Origin of the sequence: Campylobacter sp. RM12654 (assembly GCF_020137585.1) — a bacterium.
GTDB lineage: Bacteria > Campylobacterota > Campylobacteria > Campylobacterales > Campylobacteraceae > Campylobacter_E.
The window spans coordinates 24,202-42,645 of record NZ_JACGAR010000016.1 but is presented as its reverse complement, the minus strand read 5'-3'; the positions used below and the strand labels follow the sequence as shown (position 1 = coordinate 42,645).

Annotated in this window: 16 protein-coding genes, 1 pseudogene and 1 riboswitch; of the genes and pseudogenes, 7 read left to right on the top strand and 10 right to left on the bottom strand. The window is 28.6% G+C overall.

Features of this window, described 5'->3' with window-relative positions:
* Positions 1 to 55 precede the first annotated feature (55 nt).
* Positions 56 to 2,416 (bottom strand): phosphoenolpyruvate synthase, encoded by a 2,361-nt coding sequence (ppsA, locus tag AVBRAN12654_RS06545; RefSeq protein ID WP_336614169.1) that lies wholly within the window; start codon positions 2,414 to 2,416, stop codon positions 56 to 58.
* Positions 2,417 to 2,471: 55 nt separating this feature from the next.
* Between ppsA and ppsR the strand changes: the two genes are divergently transcribed.
* Together ppsR and AVBRAN12654_RS06535 are read left to right on the top strand one after the other, a co-directional pair.
* Positions 2,472 to 3,290, top strand: coding sequence for a posphoenolpyruvate synthetase regulatory kinase/phosphorylase PpsR (ppsR, locus tag AVBRAN12654_RS06540; RefSeq protein ID WP_336614168.1), 819 nt, complete (start codon positions 2,472 to 2,474; stop codon positions 3,288 to 3,290).
* Between the two features lie 76 nt (positions 3,291 to 3,366).
* A complete protein-coding gene (locus tag AVBRAN12654_RS06535) occupies positions 3,367 to 4,344 on the top strand; it encodes a catalase (RefSeq protein WP_336614167.1) in 978 nt (325 codons plus the stop codon).
* A gap of 49 nt (positions 4,345 to 4,393) precedes the next feature.
* On the opposite strand, the gene AVBRAN12654_RS06530 is transcribed toward AVBRAN12654_RS06535, so the two are convergent.
* The 5 genes and pseudogenes from AVBRAN12654_RS06530 to AVBRAN12654_RS06510 all read right to left on the bottom strand — a co-directional run.
* On the bottom strand, positions 4,394 to 5,566 hold the full coding sequence (locus AVBRAN12654_RS06530) for an NRAMP family divalent metal transporter (RefSeq protein WP_214118343.1): 1,173 nt from the start codon (positions 5,564 to 5,566) through the stop codon (positions 4,394 to 4,396).
* On the bottom strand, positions 5,566 to 6,303 hold the full coding sequence (locus tag AVBRAN12654_RS06525; protein ID WP_336614166.1) for a 5-oxoprolinase subunit PxpA: 738 nt from the start codon (positions 6,301 to 6,303) through the stop codon (positions 5,566 to 5,568). Before AVBRAN12654_RS06525 ends, AVBRAN12654_RS06530 begins: the two co-directional genes overlap by 1 nt.
* Positions 6,293 to 7,216, bottom strand: a complete 924-nt coding sequence (locus tag AVBRAN12654_RS06520; protein ID WP_214120412.1) for a biotin-dependent carboxyltransferase family protein — start codon at positions 7,214 to 7,216, stop codon at positions 6,293 to 6,295. Before AVBRAN12654_RS06520 ends, AVBRAN12654_RS06525 begins: the two co-directional genes overlap by 11 nt.
* Positions 7,213 to 7,872 carry a 5-oxoprolinase subunit PxpB gene (gene pxpB, locus AVBRAN12654_RS06515; RefSeq protein ID WP_336614165.1) on the bottom strand — a complete coding sequence of 220 codons (660 nt, stop codon included), beginning with the start codon at positions 7,870 to 7,872 and terminating at the stop codon, positions 7,213 to 7,215. The genes AVBRAN12654_RS06520 and pxpB overlap by 4 nt, the downstream gene beginning before the upstream one ends.
* 28 nt (positions 7,873 to 7,900) lie before the next feature.
* Positions 7,901 to 8,677 (bottom strand): annotated as a pseudogene (locus tag AVBRAN12654_RS06510) (putative hydro-lyase); the annotation flags it as partial.
* A 216-nt stretch (positions 8,678 to 8,893) separates the two neighbouring features.
* Positions 8,894 to 8,994, top strand: a riboswitch (TPP riboswitch).
* 44 nt (positions 8,995 to 9,038) lie between these two features.
* On the opposite strand from AVBRAN12654_RS06510, the gene AVBRAN12654_RS06505 reads away from it, so the two are divergent.
* From AVBRAN12654_RS06505 to thiD, 5 genes are read left to right on the top strand one after another with little or no spacing between them, the layout of a single operon-like run.
* Positions 9,039 to 10,172: a cytosine permease gene (locus AVBRAN12654_RS06505; RefSeq protein WP_336614164.1), complete on the top strand. Its 1,134-nt coding sequence runs from the start codon at positions 9,039 to 9,041 to the stop codon at positions 10,170 to 10,172.
* On the top strand, positions 10,135 to 10,929 hold the full coding sequence (gene thiM, locus AVBRAN12654_RS06500; protein ID WP_336614163.1) for a hydroxyethylthiazole kinase: 795 nt from the start codon (positions 10,135 to 10,137) through the stop codon (positions 10,927 to 10,929). The genes AVBRAN12654_RS06505 and thiM overlap by 38 nt, the downstream gene beginning before the upstream one ends.
* Positions 10,913 to 11,530 (top strand): thiamine phosphate synthase, encoded by a 618-nt coding sequence (locus tag AVBRAN12654_RS06495; protein WP_336614162.1) that lies wholly within the window; start codon positions 10,913 to 10,915, stop codon positions 11,528 to 11,530. Before thiM ends, AVBRAN12654_RS06495 begins: the two co-directional genes overlap by 17 nt.
* Positions 11,506 to 12,060 carry a hypothetical protein gene (locus AVBRAN12654_RS06490; RefSeq protein ID WP_336614161.1) on the top strand — a complete coding sequence of 185 codons (555 nt, stop codon included), beginning with the start codon at positions 11,506 to 11,508 and terminating at the stop codon, positions 12,058 to 12,060. Before AVBRAN12654_RS06495 ends, AVBRAN12654_RS06490 begins: the two co-directional genes overlap by 25 nt.
* Positions 12,029 to 12,784 carry a bifunctional hydroxymethylpyrimidine kinase/phosphomethylpyrimidine kinase gene (gene thiD / locus AVBRAN12654_RS06485; RefSeq protein ID WP_336614160.1) on the top strand — a complete coding sequence of 252 codons (756 nt, stop codon included), beginning with the start codon at positions 12,029 to 12,031 and terminating at the stop codon, positions 12,782 to 12,784. The genes AVBRAN12654_RS06490 and thiD overlap by 32 nt, the downstream gene beginning before the upstream one ends.
* A 289-nt stretch (positions 12,785 to 13,073) precedes the next feature.
* Here thiD and motB read toward each other — a convergent pair whose 3' ends face one another.
* The 4 genes from motB to polA are packed head-to-tail and all read right to left on the bottom strand — an operon-like array spanning position 13,074 to position 18,374.
* Complete coding sequence (gene motB / locus AVBRAN12654_RS06480) at positions 13,074 to 13,802, bottom strand: flagellar motor protein MotB (RefSeq protein WP_214150479.1); 729 nt, start codon at positions 13,800 to 13,802, stop codon at positions 13,074 to 13,076.
* Positions 13,803 to 13,804: 2 nt separating this feature from the next.
* Entirely contained in the window at positions 13,805 to 14,578 is a 774-nt protein-coding gene (gene motA / locus AVBRAN12654_RS06475) for a flagellar motor stator protein MotA (RefSeq protein WP_214118320.1), read from the bottom strand.
* A gap of 35 nt (positions 14,579 to 14,613) precedes the next feature.
* The gene (locus tag AVBRAN12654_RS06470; protein WP_336609673.1) at positions 14,614 to 15,756 is read right to left on the bottom strand and encodes a GGDEF domain-containing protein; all 1,143 of its coding nucleotides are present in this window, start codon (positions 15,754 to 15,756) and stop codon (positions 14,614 to 14,616) included.
* Positions 15,757 to 15,767: 11 nt separating this feature from the next.
* Complete coding sequence (polA, locus tag AVBRAN12654_RS06465; protein WP_336614159.1) at positions 15,768 to 18,374, bottom strand: DNA polymerase I; 2,607 nt, start codon at positions 18,372 to 18,374, stop codon at positions 15,768 to 15,770.
* Positions 18,375 to 18,444 lie beyond the last annotated feature (70 nt).

The following is an 18,444-nucleotide window of genomic DNA, read 5'->3' as shown; positions in this document are numbered from 1 at the left end:
AAAAAAAATAAATTTACATTGCTTTTTTATTTTTAGCAATGTAAATTAACTATTTTTAAATATTAGCTAGGCGTTTTGAAGTGCTAATAACGCTATCAGGATTAAGCGACATTGAGCTAATGCCTTTTTGCTTTAGCCAAACGGCTAAATCTATATGATCACTTGGACCTTGACCACAAATTCCTACATATTTATTTGCTTTTTTACAAGCTGTAATTGCTCTTTCTAACATAAATAAAACCGCTTCATCTCTTTCATCAAAATCAGCCACTAAAATATCCATTCCACTATCTCTATCAAGTCCTAAAGTAAGCTGGGTTAAATCATTGCTGCCTATACTAAAACCATCAAAATATTCTAAAAACTCATCGCATAAAATAGCATTACTAGGCACTTCGCACATCATAATCACTCTTAAGCCATTTACACCACGCTTTAAGCCATTTTTTGCTAATAGATTTATAACTGAATTTGCTTGTGATAAAGTCCTTACAAAAGGCACCATAATTTCAATATTATTTAGCCCCATTTCATCTCTTGCTATTTTTAAAGCTTCACATTCAAGCTTAAAGCATTCCGCAAAACTAGGAGCTAAATATCTACTTGCACCTCTAAATCCTAGCATAGGGTTTTCTTCGTGCATTTCGTAAAATTCTCCGCCTAATAATTTTCTATATTCATTAGTCTTAAAATCACTAAGTCTAATAATCACAGGCTTAGGATAAAAAGCAGCTGCAATTGTAGCTATACCTTCGGCTAATTTTGATACAAAAAATTCTCTTGCATTAGAATAGCCTTTGCTAGCTTCATTTATTTTATTTCTTAAATCATCATTTATATTTTCGTAATCTAAAATAGCATTAGGATGAATGCCTATGTGATTATTTATAATAAACTCAAGTCTAGCAAGTCCTACACCATCATTTGGCATTTGTGCGAATTTGAATGCTAATGCAGGATTTCCCACATTCATCATTATTTTTACACCGCAATTTTGCATTTCAAATTCTTCATTTTCAATTACTTCGTATTTTAATGCCCCTTCATAAACCCTACCTTCATCTCCATGAACACAACTAACGCTTACTAAATCTCCATCTTTTAATATAGTTGTAGCATTACTAGTGCCAACAACTGCACCAATTCCTAGCTCTCTTGCAATAATTGCTGCATGACAAGTCCTACCACCCCTATTTGTAACTATTGCTGCGGCTTTTTTCATAACAGGTTCCCAGTTTGGATCTGTCATATCAGTAACTATTACATCTCCAGCATTTACACGAGAAATCTCGCTAATATCGTTTATAACCTTAACTACCCCAACGCTTATTTTTTGTCCTATTGCTCTACCTGTTATTAGGACTTTTGATTCTTCTTTTAATTTATAGCTTATATCTTTTTTCTTTTGAGATTGAACGGTTTCAGGTCTTGCTTGAAGTATATAAATCTTACCATCTAATCCATCTAATCCCCATTCTATATCCATAGGTCTTTTATAATGCTCTTCTATAATTAAAGCATATCTTGCAAGTTCGTTTATTTGCTCATCATTTAGGCTAAATTTATCTTGCATATTTTTAGCTACATCTACTACTTTTACGGCATTTTCTCCTGCTTTTCTTTCTTCTTTAAATTCCATCTTAATTAACTTTGAGCCAATTTTTCTTGAGATTATTGCTTTATTATTGTTTTTTAGGCAAGTTTTTGATACATAAAACTCATCAGGATTCACCGAGCCTTGAACCACACATTCGCCTAATCCATAAGATGAAGTGATAAATACAACATCTTTAAATCCACTTTCAGTATCAAGGCTAAACATAACCCCGCTACTTCCTTTATCGCTTCTTACCATACGCTGAATACCAGCACTAAGCGATACTTCAAAATGTGAAAAACCCTTATGCACTCTATAAGAAATCGCCCTATCATTATAAAGTGATGCAAAAACCAAACGGATTTTATCCAATACATCATCAATTCCACTAACATTCAAAAAAGTTTCTTGCTGACCAGCAAAAGAAGCATCAGGCAAGTCTTCTGCGGTAGCTGATGAGCGGACAGCAAAAGTGCCTAATCCATCGCTATCTAATTCTTTATAAAACTTAGTGATTTGCTCTAAAAATAAAGGCTGAAAATTAGCTTTAGTTATTAAGCTTCTAATCCTTGCTCCACACTTAGCAAGTGCATCTAAATCATCAGGATTTAAATTCTTTAACTCATTAGTAATTATTTCATCTAAATTATTGTATTTTAAAAAATCTCTAAAAGCTTGTGCCGTAGTTGCAAACCCATCAGGCACTCTAACCCCACTACTAGCAAGATTTGAAATCATCTCGCCTAAACTAGCATTTTTACCACCAACTATTTCTACATCGCTCATTCTAAGTTTTGAAAAAGCTAAAACATATTCCATTTTCACACTCCTTTTTGATAGAATTATTTTATTTTAACAAGCAAGGATAACTTAAATGAAACAATTAAATAAAAAAATTGTGTTTTTTATAAGTGATGGAACAGGAATAACCGCTGAAACATTTGCTCACTCGGTATTAGCTCAATTTGAAGATGAATATGTTTTCACACAAATTAGAGAACCTTTTATAAATACTGAAGAAAAGGCGATTAAAGTTGCAAATAAAATTAATGAATTAGCAAAAACCGATATTCCGCTAGCATTTAGCACTTTAATTAATGTAAATATTGCTAATCATATTAAGAATTCTAATTGTGTTTTTATAGATTTATTAGAACCTTTTGTTAGCTTAATTTCAAATAAATTAAATGTAAAACCTAGCATAAAACAAGGTCTATCCCACTCAAACACTCATAATAAAAATTATCAAAATAGAATAGAAGCTATTAATTTTACTTTAGAACACGATGATGGGCAATTCATCTACGCACTTGATAATGCTCAAATAATTTTAATAGGGGTTTCAAGATCAGCAAAAACACCAACTAGCCTTTATCTTGCTATGCAATATGGAATTAAGGTAGCTAATTATCCACTAACTCCTGAAGATTTTAAGGCTTGTGCTTTGCCTAATGCTTTAAAGCCTTATAAAAACAAGCTTTTTGGTCTTAGCATAGACCCATATCGCCTAAGTGAAATACGCAACGAAAGGCTGCCTAATTCTGAATACGCAAGTATAATTAATTGTAAAAATGAAGTAAAAAATGCAGAATTTTTAATGAAGATAAACAATATCCCATTTTTAAATATCACAAATAAAAGCATAGAAGAAGTAACTTCTACTTTATTAGATATATTTGATATACATAATTAATTATTACTTAAAAATAATTATTAATTATTAATATTTATCTTATAAGATTTTTTATATTTATATTAAGGAGATAAAAATGAAAAATCTTATAAAAATTAGTGTCGCAACAACCCTTTCAATTAGTTTGTATGCTAACAATATAAATGAAGAAATTGCTACAAAAGAATATGATGCTCAAAAACTAGCAGATATTATTGTAAAGTTGAATGTTATGGGAGATAAAAGCAAAAAACCAAATCATCATAAGGGTTTTTGCGTAGGTGGAGTTTTTAAGCCAGATAGTAATATTAATGAATATTTTAACATTGAGCTATTTAAACAAAAAAGCATACCTGTAAATGGAAGAGTTTCTTTAGGTGGTGGTGAATTAAATGATAAAAGTAAAGCAAGGGGTTTAGCTATTAAGCTAGAAGGAGATAATGATAATTGGACTATGGTAATGCTAAGCAATCCAATTAATTTTGCAAAAACTCTAAAAGAATTTGGATATTTTCACGAAATGCAATTACCTGATGAAAATGGTAATGTAAATAAAGAAAAAATAAAACAAGCTTTTAGCGAAGTTCAATCTTTTAAAAATTTTGCAGAATATACTAAAAATATAGGGTTTTCAAAAAGCGTTGCTAATACTCAATTTTATAGCGTTCATACTTTTTTCTTTGATGATAAAAACAATAACAAATTTCCAGCTAGATGGACTTTTAAACCAAAAGATGGAGTTAAATTTTTAAGCGAAGAAGAAATAAAAACAACAAGCAATGATTATTTAGCAAAAGATTTTCAAGAAAAAATAAAAAATGCTCCTATTGAATATGAATTATTTTTTACATTACCAAATGAAAATGATGAATTGTATTCAACAAATGCTTTATGGCAAGGAGAACACAAGCAAATTTTTGCAGGGACTTTGCAACTTACACAATATAATGGCTTAGATTGCAATCTTGATGTATATTTTCCTTGGGATATGACAAAAGGAGTATATGAGCCAAAAGATGAACTTTTTATACCAAGAAACGAAGCTTATATAATAACTTTTGGTTATAGACAATAAGCTAAAGGGGTTTTAGAATTTGAAATATTAATTTCAAATTCTAATTATTTTAAGAGTTTATATATTTCATTAAAGTTACATAGCACAAATACGCCATAGCAATGGTAATTAACCAACCTATTAAAGCTAGTAGTTTAGAGTGTTTATAATCTCCTACTATATTTTTCTTATAAGCTGCAATTAATATCACACATAAAGCAATAGGCAATATAAAACCATTTAAAGTCCCTACCAAAATTAATACTGCAGTTGGTTTTCCTATAGTTGAAAATACTAAAGTAGAAAATATAATAAAAGCTATTATTATATTATTTTCATTCTTTTTAAGCCAAGGACTAAAGCTTGATATAAAACTAACTGATGTATAAGCACAACCAACCACTGAAGTAATAGAAGCAGCCCAAATTACAATACCAAAAACAACACTACCAAAATTACCCAAAATATATTCAAAAGGAGTAAGAGCTGGATTGTTAGGATTTAAACTAACGCCTAAAGAAATAACCCCTAAAACTGCTAAAAATAAAAATACCCTAATAATACTAGCTATAATTATTCCTGAAACCGAACTTTTACTAACTTCTTTTAGGTTTTCAACACCACAAATCCCCGCATCAAGTAAGCGATGAGCACCTGAAAAAGTAATATATCCGCCAACCGTTCCGCCTATTAAAGTAACCAAGCTTAAAGCATCAAATTTTGATGGAGCAAATGTCTCAATAGCCACTTCTTTTAAAGGTGGATTTGATTTAAACACAATATAAATTATTATAAGTATTAATATAGCACCTAAAATCTTAGCAAATCTATCCATATGTGCACCTGCGTCTTTATTAATGAAAATACCTATAGCAATTACTGCACTAATACAAGCTCCTAAAATAGGATTTATCCCAAAAATAGTTTCAAATCCAAGTCCAGCACCTGCAATATTACCTATATTAAATGCAAGTCCACCTAAAATTATCAAAAATGATAATAAATATCCTACACCTGGAAAGACCTTATTAGCAATATCTTGAGCTTTTAATTTACTAACTGCAATAATTCTCCATACATTAAATTGAACCCCAATATCCATTAAAACCGACATTAAAATAATAAAAGCAAAACTAGCCCCTAAGCTTTGCGTAAAGCTAGCAGTTTGAGTTAAAAATCCAGGTCCAACTGCTGAAGTAGCCATTAAAAATGCAGCACCTAATATAGCTTTATTATTTTTCATTAATTACTCCTTATGCTTATATTGTTTTCTTCTAAAGTTTTTTTGATTTTTTGTGCAAATAAAAGTGCTTTTTTGCTATCTCCATGAACGCATAAACTATCAGCTTTTATATTAATTTTTTTACCATTTTCACTGATTACATATGAATGTTTTATCATATTTAATACTTGATTTATTGCTTCATCTTCATTTTCAATTAAAGCATTTTCTTTAGTTCTTGATACTAATAAACCATCATCTGTATATCTTCTATCAGCAAAAACTTCACTAATACTATTAATACCTACATCATTTGCTGCACTAATTAAACAAGAATTGCTAAGCCCCATTAATGCTATATCTTTGCCTAATTTTGCAACTTCTATTGCAATATTTTTTGCTAAGTCTAAATCAACACAAGCCATATTATATAAAGCTCCGTGTGGTTTAACATAGCTTAATTTTATCCCCACTAATTCGCACATTTGCTTAATCGCACCAAATTGATAAGCAAGTAGTGCTTGTAATAATTCCTTATTCAAATTCTCATTAGTTCTTCCAAAATTTGCCCTATCATTAAAGCTTGGATGAGCTCCTATTCTTAGCTTATATTCTTTAGCTTTAATTAAAGTATTATATATTTCTTTATATCCGCCAGCGTGAAGCCCACAGCATACATTAACAGAGCTTATTAAAGCTAATATCTCATCATCATTTTGCATACCTTCAGCTAAATCTGAATTAAAATCAATTCTCACTTGCATACTCCTTTATTTGATTTATATGTGAAATTCTTTCTTTTTTTGCCATTAGAGCTTCTTCAATACTTACTAATTCAAAACTAATCTTAGAATTAATTCTACTTTGAGCAAAAAGCCCTAAATCAGCTTCAATTACTTGAGCAATTTTTGGATAACCGCCTGTTGTTTGTGCGTCTTTTAATAAAACTATAGGCTCTCCACTACTTGGAACTTGAATAGTTCCTGCACTAACTCCGTGAGATGGTAAGCTTAATTCATTGATTAAATTAAGTTTAAAATCACTATTTAGCCTATATCCCATTCTATTACTTGAGCTTGATATATTAAATTCTTGATTTAATAAATTATGCTTTGCTTCATCACTAAAAAGCTCCCATTCAGCACCTTTAATTATTCTTATTTTATCTCTTGGTTTTATCCTAGATACTGCTATTTGAGATAAATTCATTCTTGAACCTATGCTTAATTCATCGCCTACTTTTAATGCTCTACCATTAAATCCACCAAAAGATGCGCTAAGATTTGTAGAAGCTGAATTAAGAACAAAATCAGCACTAAAACCACCATAAGCACAAATATAAGCACACATTCCTGACATAGCTCTTATTAATCTAAGAGTTTTTCCTGCTTCAATTCTAATTCTATAATTATTATGAATTGGCTTTTCATCTATGAATGCTTCATAATTTGCCCCTGTGATACAAAAAGTCATTGCCTTATTGCAATATATTTCTATCCCACCTAAAATCACTTCAATTGCAGGTGCATTTAAGTCATTTCCTAATAAAGCATTACCTAACATAAAGCTCCACTTATCTAAAGCCCCACTCTCATTTACCCCATAACCTTTATACGAAAACCTACCTAAATCTTGAATAGTTGCAATTGATGATATTTTTGTAATTTTCATAATCTCTCCTTAATACTATTGATTACAAATTTTAATCTATCACCTGCTTTTAAAAGGCTCGGATTTTCGCTATTTACATCAAATAATTTTGCCTTTGTATTTCCTATGATATTCCATCCACCTGGACTTTGATAAGGATATATTCCTGTTTGAGCTCCGCCTATACCAACCGAACCTGCTGGAATTTTAAGTCTTGGTGTGCTAAGCCTTGGAGTGTGTAAAATCTCATTTAATCCACCCAAATATGCAAATCCTGGTTGAAAACCTATAAAATAAACATCATAAATAGGCTCGGCGTGTAATTTAGCAAACTCACTCATACTCATACCTTTAGCCTTTGCAATTACTTTTAAATCAAGTCCTAAATCCCCACCATAATCTACAGGAATTTCAATCAATCTTCCTGATAGCTCTAGTGGTTTAGTGCTAGTAATTAAATCATTTAATTTACTTTGTAAATCTAATAAATCTTTATAATTTAAATCACTTGTTAAGACATAAAGAGTATTCATTCCGACCACTACTTCTTTTATATAAGGCATATCTTTAATTACTAAATTAAGTGCATAGCATAGGCGTTGTTTTTCTATGCTTATTGGAGGCTCAAGATATAAAAGCAATGAAGTTTCGCTTGTAATTTTAAATTTGTTATACATAATCATCCTTTAAATTTATTTTTTAATACTAAAACACACTATATTCGCTATCTTTTCTATCCGTTACAAACATATATCCAGGAGAATGAGTTATCATAATATCAGGCTTACTAGTAAGTGCTATGCTTTGCGGAGTTACCCCACAAGCCCAAAATACACATTCTTCATCAGGATAAATAGTAGATGCGTCTCCAAAATCAGGATTATTAATATCTTTAATACCTATTACACTAGGATTTCCTATATGAACAGGTGCTCCATGCACGCTAGGATAAAGAGCTGTTGCGGTTGTAGCTTTGATTAAATCTTTATGTTTAATTGGTCGCATTGAAACAACCATTTTTCCATAAAACTTACCAGCACTTGCACAATCAATATTTGTAATATACATAGGCACATTATGTTCTTCATCAATATGTCTTAAAGGTATATTGTGATTTAATAAAGCTGCTTCAAATGAAAACGAACAACCTATTAAAAAACTCACATAATCATCTTTAAAATGATTAATAATATCGCTTGTCTCTTCTACTAATTCGCCTTTTTTATATATTCTATATTTAGGAATACTCGTTCTAATATCTGCATTATTTGCACTTATTTTTGTAAGATATTCTCCCGCGTCTAAGACTTCAATTAAAGGACAAGGTTTAGGGTTTCTTTGACAAAATAATAAAAAATCATAAGCATCACTTTTAGGCAAAATCGCAAGATTAGCTTGAACATAACCTTTACAAACCCCTGCTGTAGGTTTATTGAATTCATTTTTAGAAATTAAAGCTCTTAACTCTTCTGGTCTCATTTTTTCTCCTTTTTGAAATTGTAGTGTGAAAAAATGTGAAGAAAAGTAAAAATATAAAAAACTTAACTAAAATTGTTACAAAATTACACAATTAATTATATATAAAATAAGTATTAAATATATTGATTATTTATATTAAAAATTAAGAAATTATTGCAATATAACAAATAATTATTGTAATATTTTATATATCTATTTCATAACTAATTTTAATTAGAATAATGATTTTAGGGGAGCGAAAGCTGAGAGTAGGCGTAATAGTCTTGACCCTTTGAACCTGTTTGGGTAATGCCAGCGTAGGGAGATGCAAAATTTTTCTAATCCTTTCTTAGCATTCCCATAAATTGATTTTATGGAGAGTTGTATGAGTAATTTTTTCTTGTGGCTTGGAGCTAGTATTTCGCTAGCTGAAATTGAAGCCGGTAGTTTATTTTCAGGTCTTATTTTAAGTGATTCTTTATTTGCTATATTTTTTGGACATTTTTTAAGTGGAATTTTATTTTTTGCTATGATGTATATTAGTACTAAACTAAAATGCAATGCTATGGGTAGTCTTAAATATTTTTACTCACAAAATGGCAAAATATTCTTTTCATTTTGCAATTTTCTAGCTTTAATTTGCTGGAGTGCAGTTATGATTATGAATGCAGCAATACTGCTAAATGGACTATATCCAAATATAAATTTTAACTTAGTAACAATTTTGTTATCATCACTTTTAATAATATGGCTATTCTTAAAACAAAATTTATTAATGTTAATAAATAATTTTATAGTTTGCATGCTTTTTTTGATAGTAATTTATATTTTTTATAACTTAATTAATCTTAATTTAAACCAAATAGAAGTTAATAAAATAAACTTGATAAATGCTATTGAATTAAGTATTGCTATGCCAATTTCTTGGCTTGCATTAGTTGGTGATTATACAAAATATTTTAAAAATCCAATAAAAGATAGCTTAATAGCTTCAGTTGCGTATTTTCTAGGAAGTTCGCTTATGTATATAATTGGATATTTAACTATGAAATACTATAGCGACCTTTCTAGTTTTTTAATCACTTTAAAATTATCAATGTTAATAATATTTTTGATTATTTTTTCAACAATAACAACAACATATTTAGACATTTTTTCAGCCAATGAAAGTATTAAAAATATAAATAATAAATTTGGTAATAAAATTACAATTTTATTAATAATCTTTATTGCTTTATTAATAGCTATTTTTATACCTTTTTCTTTATATGAAAATTTTTTATATACATTAAGTTCAGTATTTTTACCTATGGCATCAGTTATGGTATGTGTATATTGTTTTAAACTCAAAAATTCAGCTAAATTAAATTTTTTAATTTGGTTTATTGGATTTTTAATTTATCAAATACTGATTTATTTTGATTTTTTAGCATCAATTTTAACTTTTTTAATCATTTTAATTTTAACCTTAGGAGGAGAATATGTATCAAAACATTATGCAAAAAACAAGAAATCATAAAACTTTAGTAGAAAGTATTACAAATTATGTAACGATAAATGACTCAGCTAACGCTATTTTAGCTGTTGGTGGCTCACCTATTATGGGAGATTTTTATGAAGAAGTTGGCGAAATTGTTACAATTAGTAATGCGGTTTTGCTAAATATAGGGCAGTTAAACGAAAATCTAATAAAAGCCCATAAAAACGCAGCCTTAAAGGCAAATGAATTAAATATTCCTATTGTTTTTGACCCCGTTGCAGCAGGAGTTAGTAATGCAAGAAATAATTTATGTAAATATTTAATACAAAATATAAAGTTTTGTGTAATTAAAGGCAATGCAAGCGAGATAAATTATCTAGTAAATAAGACATTAAATACAAGTGGCTGCGATAGTAGTGATGAAATAAATCAAAATGATTTAGAAAAATACATTGATTTTGCTAAAAAACATAAAACTATTTTGGTAATCACAGGTAAAAATGATTTTATTATCAGCAAAACAAATGTTTTTATGCTAAGCAATGGTTCGGCAATGCAGACGAAAATCACAGGTGCAGGTTGTATGCTAGGAAATATCTTAGCAGTTTTTGTGGGTGCAAATGATGATAAATTAAACGCCGTAATCACAGGCATAAGCGCATTTAATATAAGCGCTGAAATAGCCGAAACTAAAGCAAATGGCACTATGTCGTTTAAAATGCATTTAATTGATGAATTAAGCAAAATTGATGGAACTACTATAAAAGAAAGGATAAAAATTGAAAAACTTAGATAAGATTTTAAGATTTTATGCAATTAGTGATGATGGATACATTAAAGAAGATGAATTATTAGATATTTGTGAGATTTTATTTGCAAATTATGTAACTTGCTTTCAAGTAAGAAATAAAGCGAATAATTATAGCCTTAATACACTTTTAAAATTAAAAAATCTTAGTGAAATAAAAAAAGTAGCTTTAATAATAAATGATGATTTAGACCTTGCAATTAGGCTAAATGCTGATGGCATTCATCTAGGACAAAGCGATATAAACAAAAATCTAAAAATACCAAAAAATATGTTTTTAGGAATAAGTGCAAGTAATTATGAAGAAGCGTTAAAAGGCTTAAAATTAGGGGCGAATTATCTAGGCATTGGAGCAATTTATGAGAGCAATACTAAAAAAGATGCAAAAATGTTAAGCAAAAATGACCTAATAAAAATAGTGCAAGAAATAAACATTCCTAAAGTGGCAATAGGAGGATTAAATTATCAAAATATAGACAATTTAAAAGAATTTAAAATAAAAAATATAGCTTGCATAAGTGCGATTTATGAAAATCAAAATTATAAAGCAAATTGCGAAAAATTATGGAAAAAGATTTCTCTTTTATAATTGACCTTGATGGCGTAATTATTGATAGCGTTGGCTTTTGGCAAAAATTAGCTAATGGATATAATTTAGATGATTTAAGTTTTTATGATGGGCTTAAAAAAATTGATGAATTAAACAAAGCTAAATTAAGTAAAAAAATCATTAAAATTTGCATTGATTTTTATAGCAAAGAAGCTAATTTATGTATAGGTGTAAATGATTTTTTAGCCAAATTTAAAGCTTATAAAAAGTGTATTTACACAGCTAGTCCATTTGCAAAACTAGTTTTAAAAAGATTTGATATTTTAGATGAATTTGCTTTCATTCAAGATGAAAGAAAATATTTAAAAACTACTCAAATAGCTTTAAAAACTTGTATGAATAAGCTAAATACTAATAAATTTATTTTAATTGATGATAGCCTTAAAATAATTGATTTAGCTAATAAAAACGATATTTTTAGCGTTGGAATAAACTGCGAAAATGCAAAAATAAACATTAAAAACATAGGAGAATTAAATGAAAAAGATATTAAGCATAGCTGGAAGTGATAGTTCAGGCGGAGCAGGAATTCAAGCTGATATAAAGACAATTCAAGCTCATAAAATGTATGCAATGAGTGTAATTACAGCCCTAACTGCTCAAAATACTAGCGGGGTTTTTGGCGTTTTAAGGGTTGATGCAGATTTTATAAAAGCTCAAATTAAAGCTTGTTTTGATGAATGTAAGATAGATTTTATAAAAATCGGAATGCTTTATAATGAAGAAATTATAAATTGTGTTAAAAACACCCTTTTAGGTTACAAAAAAATAGTGTTAGATCCGGTAATGGTAGCTACAAGTGGTGCAAGATTACTTGATGAAAAGGCGATTAATGCTATAAAAGATTTTGCAAAAAATGTTTATTTAATTACTCCAAATTTATTTGAAGCTGAAGTTTTATTAGGAGAAAAAATCACAAATGAAAAAGATGCAATAAATGCAGCAAAAAGTCTAGAAAAAACTCTAAATTGTAAGGTTTTGTTAAAAGGTGGACACTTAAAAGCAAGTGATTTTTTAAGCGAAAATGGTGAAATTACGATTTTTAAAGGCGAAAAAATAAAAAATATTGTAACTCACGGCACGGGTTGTACTCTAAGCTCTGCAATTGCTTGTAATTTAGCTTTAAACGAAGATATTAAAACAGCTTGTAAAAATGCAAAAGATTATGTAAGTAATGCTTTAAAAAATAGCTTTAATTTTAATTACAAAGTAAAATTATTAAATCATTTTTAGCATTATAGTTTTAAGCTTTAATTTTAAAATATATTTTTTGAAATTAAAGCTCTTAACTCTTCTGGTCTCATTTTTTCTCCTTTTTGAAATTGTAGTGTGAAAAAAAATGTGAAGAAAAGTAAAAATATAAAAACTTAACTAAAATTGTTACAAAATTACACAATTAATTATATGTAAAATAAGTATAAGGTTTTTATTATTAATTTATAAAAGATAAAAGTAGTAAATATGTAATATTTAAAGCTTTAAAAGAATTTGAAATTCCTTAAAACTTTAAATATATATAAAATTATTTAACTTTTTCTACTGCATCAAGTATTGTTTTTTGAGATTTTATATCGTTTATATCAGTTTTAAAATATAATTCAACTCTATTATTTTTGATAGATTCTAAACTATTATTATCAAATCTAGGATTGTTTGCTCCATAGCTTTTGATACTAAGTTTTGATGAATCAACCCCGCTTTTAATAAGTATCTCAAGGACTTCTCTAGCTCTTGCAGTCGCTAAATCAAAACTTGTTAAATAACTATCATCATTATCGCTAAATCCACGAATTTCAAGCTGAACCCCATCTCCTAAGCCTTGCATAATCATTTTAATTCTTTTAAGATATAAAATATCATCACTATTTGCAACTCTAGTTTCATCTTTATTAAATAACAATATTGAAGGAAGTTCCATATAAAATTGGTTTTCTCTTTGATCTAAAATAGCTTTTAGTTTTTCTATACTTTCTTGCTGATTTATATTTTGAGCTTGTAAAGCACGAGATTCTTCGTTATTTGATGGGCTATGTTTGCCATCTGTTTTACTCTCTTTTTCTACCACCTGCGTGCTTGGAAAATCAAAAATCTTTACAAATTCTTTAGTTAAAGCCTTTGCTTTATCAGTATTTACCGAAGCAATAGCGTAAAGTGCGATAAATAACGCTAGTAATAATGAGAAAAAGTCTGCTAAAGGAACAGCCCATTTCTCGCATGCTGGTATTGGTGGGCACTTTTTTTTCTTAGACATTATTATTCACCAAATTGTGATTTAGGTACTAAACCATGTGGGAAATATAAAAATAGCTTTTGCTCTAAATCTCTTGGATTTGCACCTTCTGCTATACCAACTACCCCAGCCATCATAAGCTCTTTTTCTACTATTAAATCATGTCCGTTACCTTTGATTTTGTTTCCCCAAGGCACAAACACTCCATAACAACAATAAATCCCTGTAACCGTAGCCGTAAATGCACCCGCAATACCCATCGCCATTGCTTGCGGATTATCAAGTAATTGAAGTGCTAACATAAGACCGCACACCGCTCCAACAAGTCCGAATGTAGGACAAGACTCACCTACACGACAAAAGAATTCCCTACACTCATCATAATAAGTTTCTGAATGAGAAATATCAAGCTCCATACTTTCTTTTATCTCTTCAACATCTTTACCATCAACCATCATCATCATTGCTGATTTTAAGTAGTGATTATCTATTTCAGCTACTTTTGGTTCAAGTGCTAAAAGCCCATCTTTTCTAGCAATAGAAGCAAATTCTATTAGCTGATCGGTTCTTGCTTGAAAATTAACCCCACTACCTTTAAAAACTATTTTAAGCTCTTTAAAAGCTCCTTTTATAAAATATTTATTCGTTCCAACCATAGTAGAGAAAAATGCTGTTGGTAAAACGATTAAAACCGATGAAATATGAATAAGGTGTAATGGGTTACCACCTTCTAAAATATCCCCTACGCAAATAGATGTAAGAGCTAAAACCATTCCTAAGACCGTTGTTAAATCCACATTTTTTCCTTTATTTAAATCTTAAAATATTACATTCATTTAGTTAAAATTTCTTCATTATATACTTTTATGCAATTTTTGCCAGCATTTTTAGCAGCATACACTGCTAAATCGGTTTTTTTCATAAAATCATTAGAATTTGTAATAGTAGTAGGTAAAATTGTAGCCACTCCTATACTAATACTACTTTTCCATCTATCATCTAGCTTATTTCCTACTTGAATATTTAAACTTCTAGTAACATTTAAAAGTGTTTTTGCTAATAACATAGCACCATCAATATCTGTATTTGGTAGTAAAACAAAAAACTCATCTCCACCAAGTCTTGCTAAAACATCATCAGTTCTAATAGTTTCTTTGATTGTTTGCGAAAACTCTCTTAATACCTTATCGCCCATTTCGTGTCCATAAGTGTCATTTACTTCTTTAAAATTATCTAAATCAATCATTAAACCACTTGTAATTAATGAATTTTCTTTAGCTTCATTTAAAATAACTTCTAAAACTTCAAATAAATGTCTTCTATTTGGCAAATTTGTTAATACATCTGTTAAAGCTATACTTCTTAAAGTTTGATTTGTTGCTGCTAATTCTCTTGTTTTCTCTTTCACTTTTAATTCAAGATTTCTTTTAAGTTCTAATAATTCACTATTTTTCTTAACTACAACATTTAAAAGATTACTAAGAGCTTTTACTAAAGGTGCTGTTTGCTTATTTTCATTTTGAACTACTATCTCATAAGCTTCTTTAGCTTCAAGACCTTGATTAATTAATTCTATTTGTTTTGCCATATTTTGGTCAATCCCTAAAATATGAAAAGCAAGCCAAGAAATCAAAAACTCTAACAAACTCTTAACAGCTTCTTTATTAGTGCCATCTCCAACATCATCATATAATTGCTTAGTTTGTTCTATAAACATTTTATGACTTAATTTATGCTCTTGAAAAAAATCACTAAAAATATTTACATTTTGCATTAGCGTTTCTTCTTCTGAAAAATGCTCTTTAGCATAGTTTAAAATACCATTAAAAGCTTCATCTAACTCATTTTTATTTAAATTCTTTTCGCTTAATTTTAAAGCTAGTTCATTGATTAATTGCACTAAATAATAATGCTGCTTATCAACATTATCAATATTTGTTTCATAGTCTTTATTCCAAGCAAATATTATTTCCATAACCTTTCCCTTTATTTTAATTTATCCCAACTTTTCCCAACACTCAAACTCGTTTTTAGTTTAACTTTTAAACCATAAGCATTTTCCATTATATTTTGAGCTATTTTTGAAAATTCCAATACATATTCATCTTTTACTTCAAAAATTAACTCATCGTGAATTTGCAATATCAATTTTGCATTTTCACTCAAATATGGATAAATCTTAATCATAGCTAATTTAATTAAATCTGCTGCCGAACCTTGCAAAATGCTATTTATACATTCTCTATCGTTTGCATTATTTATCTTAATATCATTTGTATATTTGAAAAATCTTTTCCTACCTAAAAGCGTTTTGATATAACCTAAATCTTTTGTTTGTTTTTTTGTATTTTCAAAATATTCTTTAATCAAACTAAAAGAAGCAAAATATTTTTTAATATAATCACTAGCATCACTATATGGTATTTTTAACTCTTCACTAAGTCTTCTAGCACCCATTCCATAAATTAGACCAAAATTTATGCTTTTTGCATAATTTCTTTTATCTTTATCGCTCGTGCCAAAAATCTCAATAGCAGTTCTTGTATGAATGTCTTCATCAAATAAAAATGCTTTTAATAAATTTTCATCTTGGCTAAAATGAGCCAACATTCTAAGCTCAATTTGAGAATAATCAAGACTAATAAATGAATAACCAGTTTGCGGGATAAAAGCTTCTTTTAAATAACTTGCGTATTTGCTTCTAGCAGGGATATTTTGTAGATTTGGATTGTTTGAGCTAAGTCTTCCTGTTGCTGTGCCTGTTTGTAAAAAGTTTGAACGCACTTTGAAATTCTCTTGATTATCTACATTTAACTCAAGCAATGGTAAAACATAAGTGCTAAGGACTTTGCTAGCGGTTCTATATTCTAAAATCAATTCAGCAATAGGATGCTCTATGCTTTGCAAGGCTGCTTCATTGGTTGAGCCTTTATGATTATCAGGTAGTTTTAATTTATCATATAAAATCTCTTTAAGTTGCTTTGGAGAATTTAAATTAAAGCTTAAGCCAACCATATTAAATATCTGATTTTCTAATTCTTTTAAATTAAGTTCTAATATATTTTGAAGATTTAATAATTTTTCTTTATTTAGTGTAATTCCATTATTTTCTAAAGAAATTAAAACTTTAATAAACTCACATTCAAAATCAAATTCTTTTTTGCGTTCATCATCTAAGTTTTTAAAAGCGTGTTCATAAATTGCTTTAGTTATAAACGCATCTTCACTTGCATATTCACAAGCTAATTTGGTATCAATATCGCTAAAGTTTTCGCCCTTTTTAACTACTTCTTCATAAGCTAAACAAGTATAATCAAAATACTCCTTAGCAAGATAATCAAGTGAGTATTTAGAACTTGAATCAAGTAGCCAAGCAGCTATCATACTATCTTTAAATTTCTTTGGATATGAAATACCTAAGTCATTTTTCAGCATTTTTAAATCAAATTTTAAATTATGACCTATTATTACTTTTTCAAATATCTTATTTATAGCTTTTATTGCATCTTCTTTAGCAATATTTTTTGCATTTTTATGTAGTATTGGAACATAATAGCTTTTATCTTGATTGCAAAACGAAAATCCAACTATCTTATCATCATAATTAAGCCCTGTTGTTTCGGTATCAAATCCAACCTCATCACCTAAATTATCTATAATCTTAAATAATTCTTCTTTATCATCTAATAAGGTTTTTGTATATTTTAAGCTTACTTGTTTTTCTTCTTTTATCTCGCTTTGTTTATCTATAAATTTTAAGAATTTAAATAATTCAAATTCTCTTAATTCATCTTCAATATTATTAAATATATTAATACTTGGCTTACTAGCCTTGCTTAAAAAATCTCCTAAAGGCAAATCATCAACTAATTTTGCTAATTTTTTAGATAAAACCGCATCATCTTTATGTTCGGCTAATTTTTTTTGAGAACTTTTATTACCTAATACATTTAGATTTTTATATACATTATCAAGGCTATCGTATTCGTTTAATAGTTTTTTAGCAGCAACTGGTCCAATACCAGGAATACCTTTAAAATTATCAGCACTATCGCCTACTAAGGTTAAATAATCAAGCATTTGATAAGGCTTAACTCCAAATTTCTCAATACAAGCTAACTCATTTATAATCTCATAATTCTTACCAATTAGCTCAGTATTATTATCATCAAGCAATTGATAAAGGTCTTTATCGGTTGAATAAATGCTAGTAAATAAGCCTTGTTGCTTAGCAAACTTACTAACACTAGCAATAATATCATCAGCTTCATAATTAGGAATTTCTATTGATAAAAATCCTGATTTTTTAATAAGCTCGATACATACTGGAATTTGCTCTTTTAATTCAGGCTCTAATTCTTTTCTATTAGCCTTATAATCAGGCAAAAGCTCTTTTCTAAATGACCCGCCAGAGCTATCAAGTGCAAAAACTACATAATCACATTCAATTTCTTCAACAATTTTTAACATAAAATTTAATAAACCAAATATCATTCCTATTGGTTTTTCATCTTTTGCACTTTTTAAATTCCTCATCGCATAATAAGAGCGAAATAGCACATTTAAAGTATCTACTACTATTATTTTTTTCATATTTTCTACCTTTGATTTTGCCTTTATGTTATCAAAAGAATAATTAATAAAACTAATAAAAAACTAATTT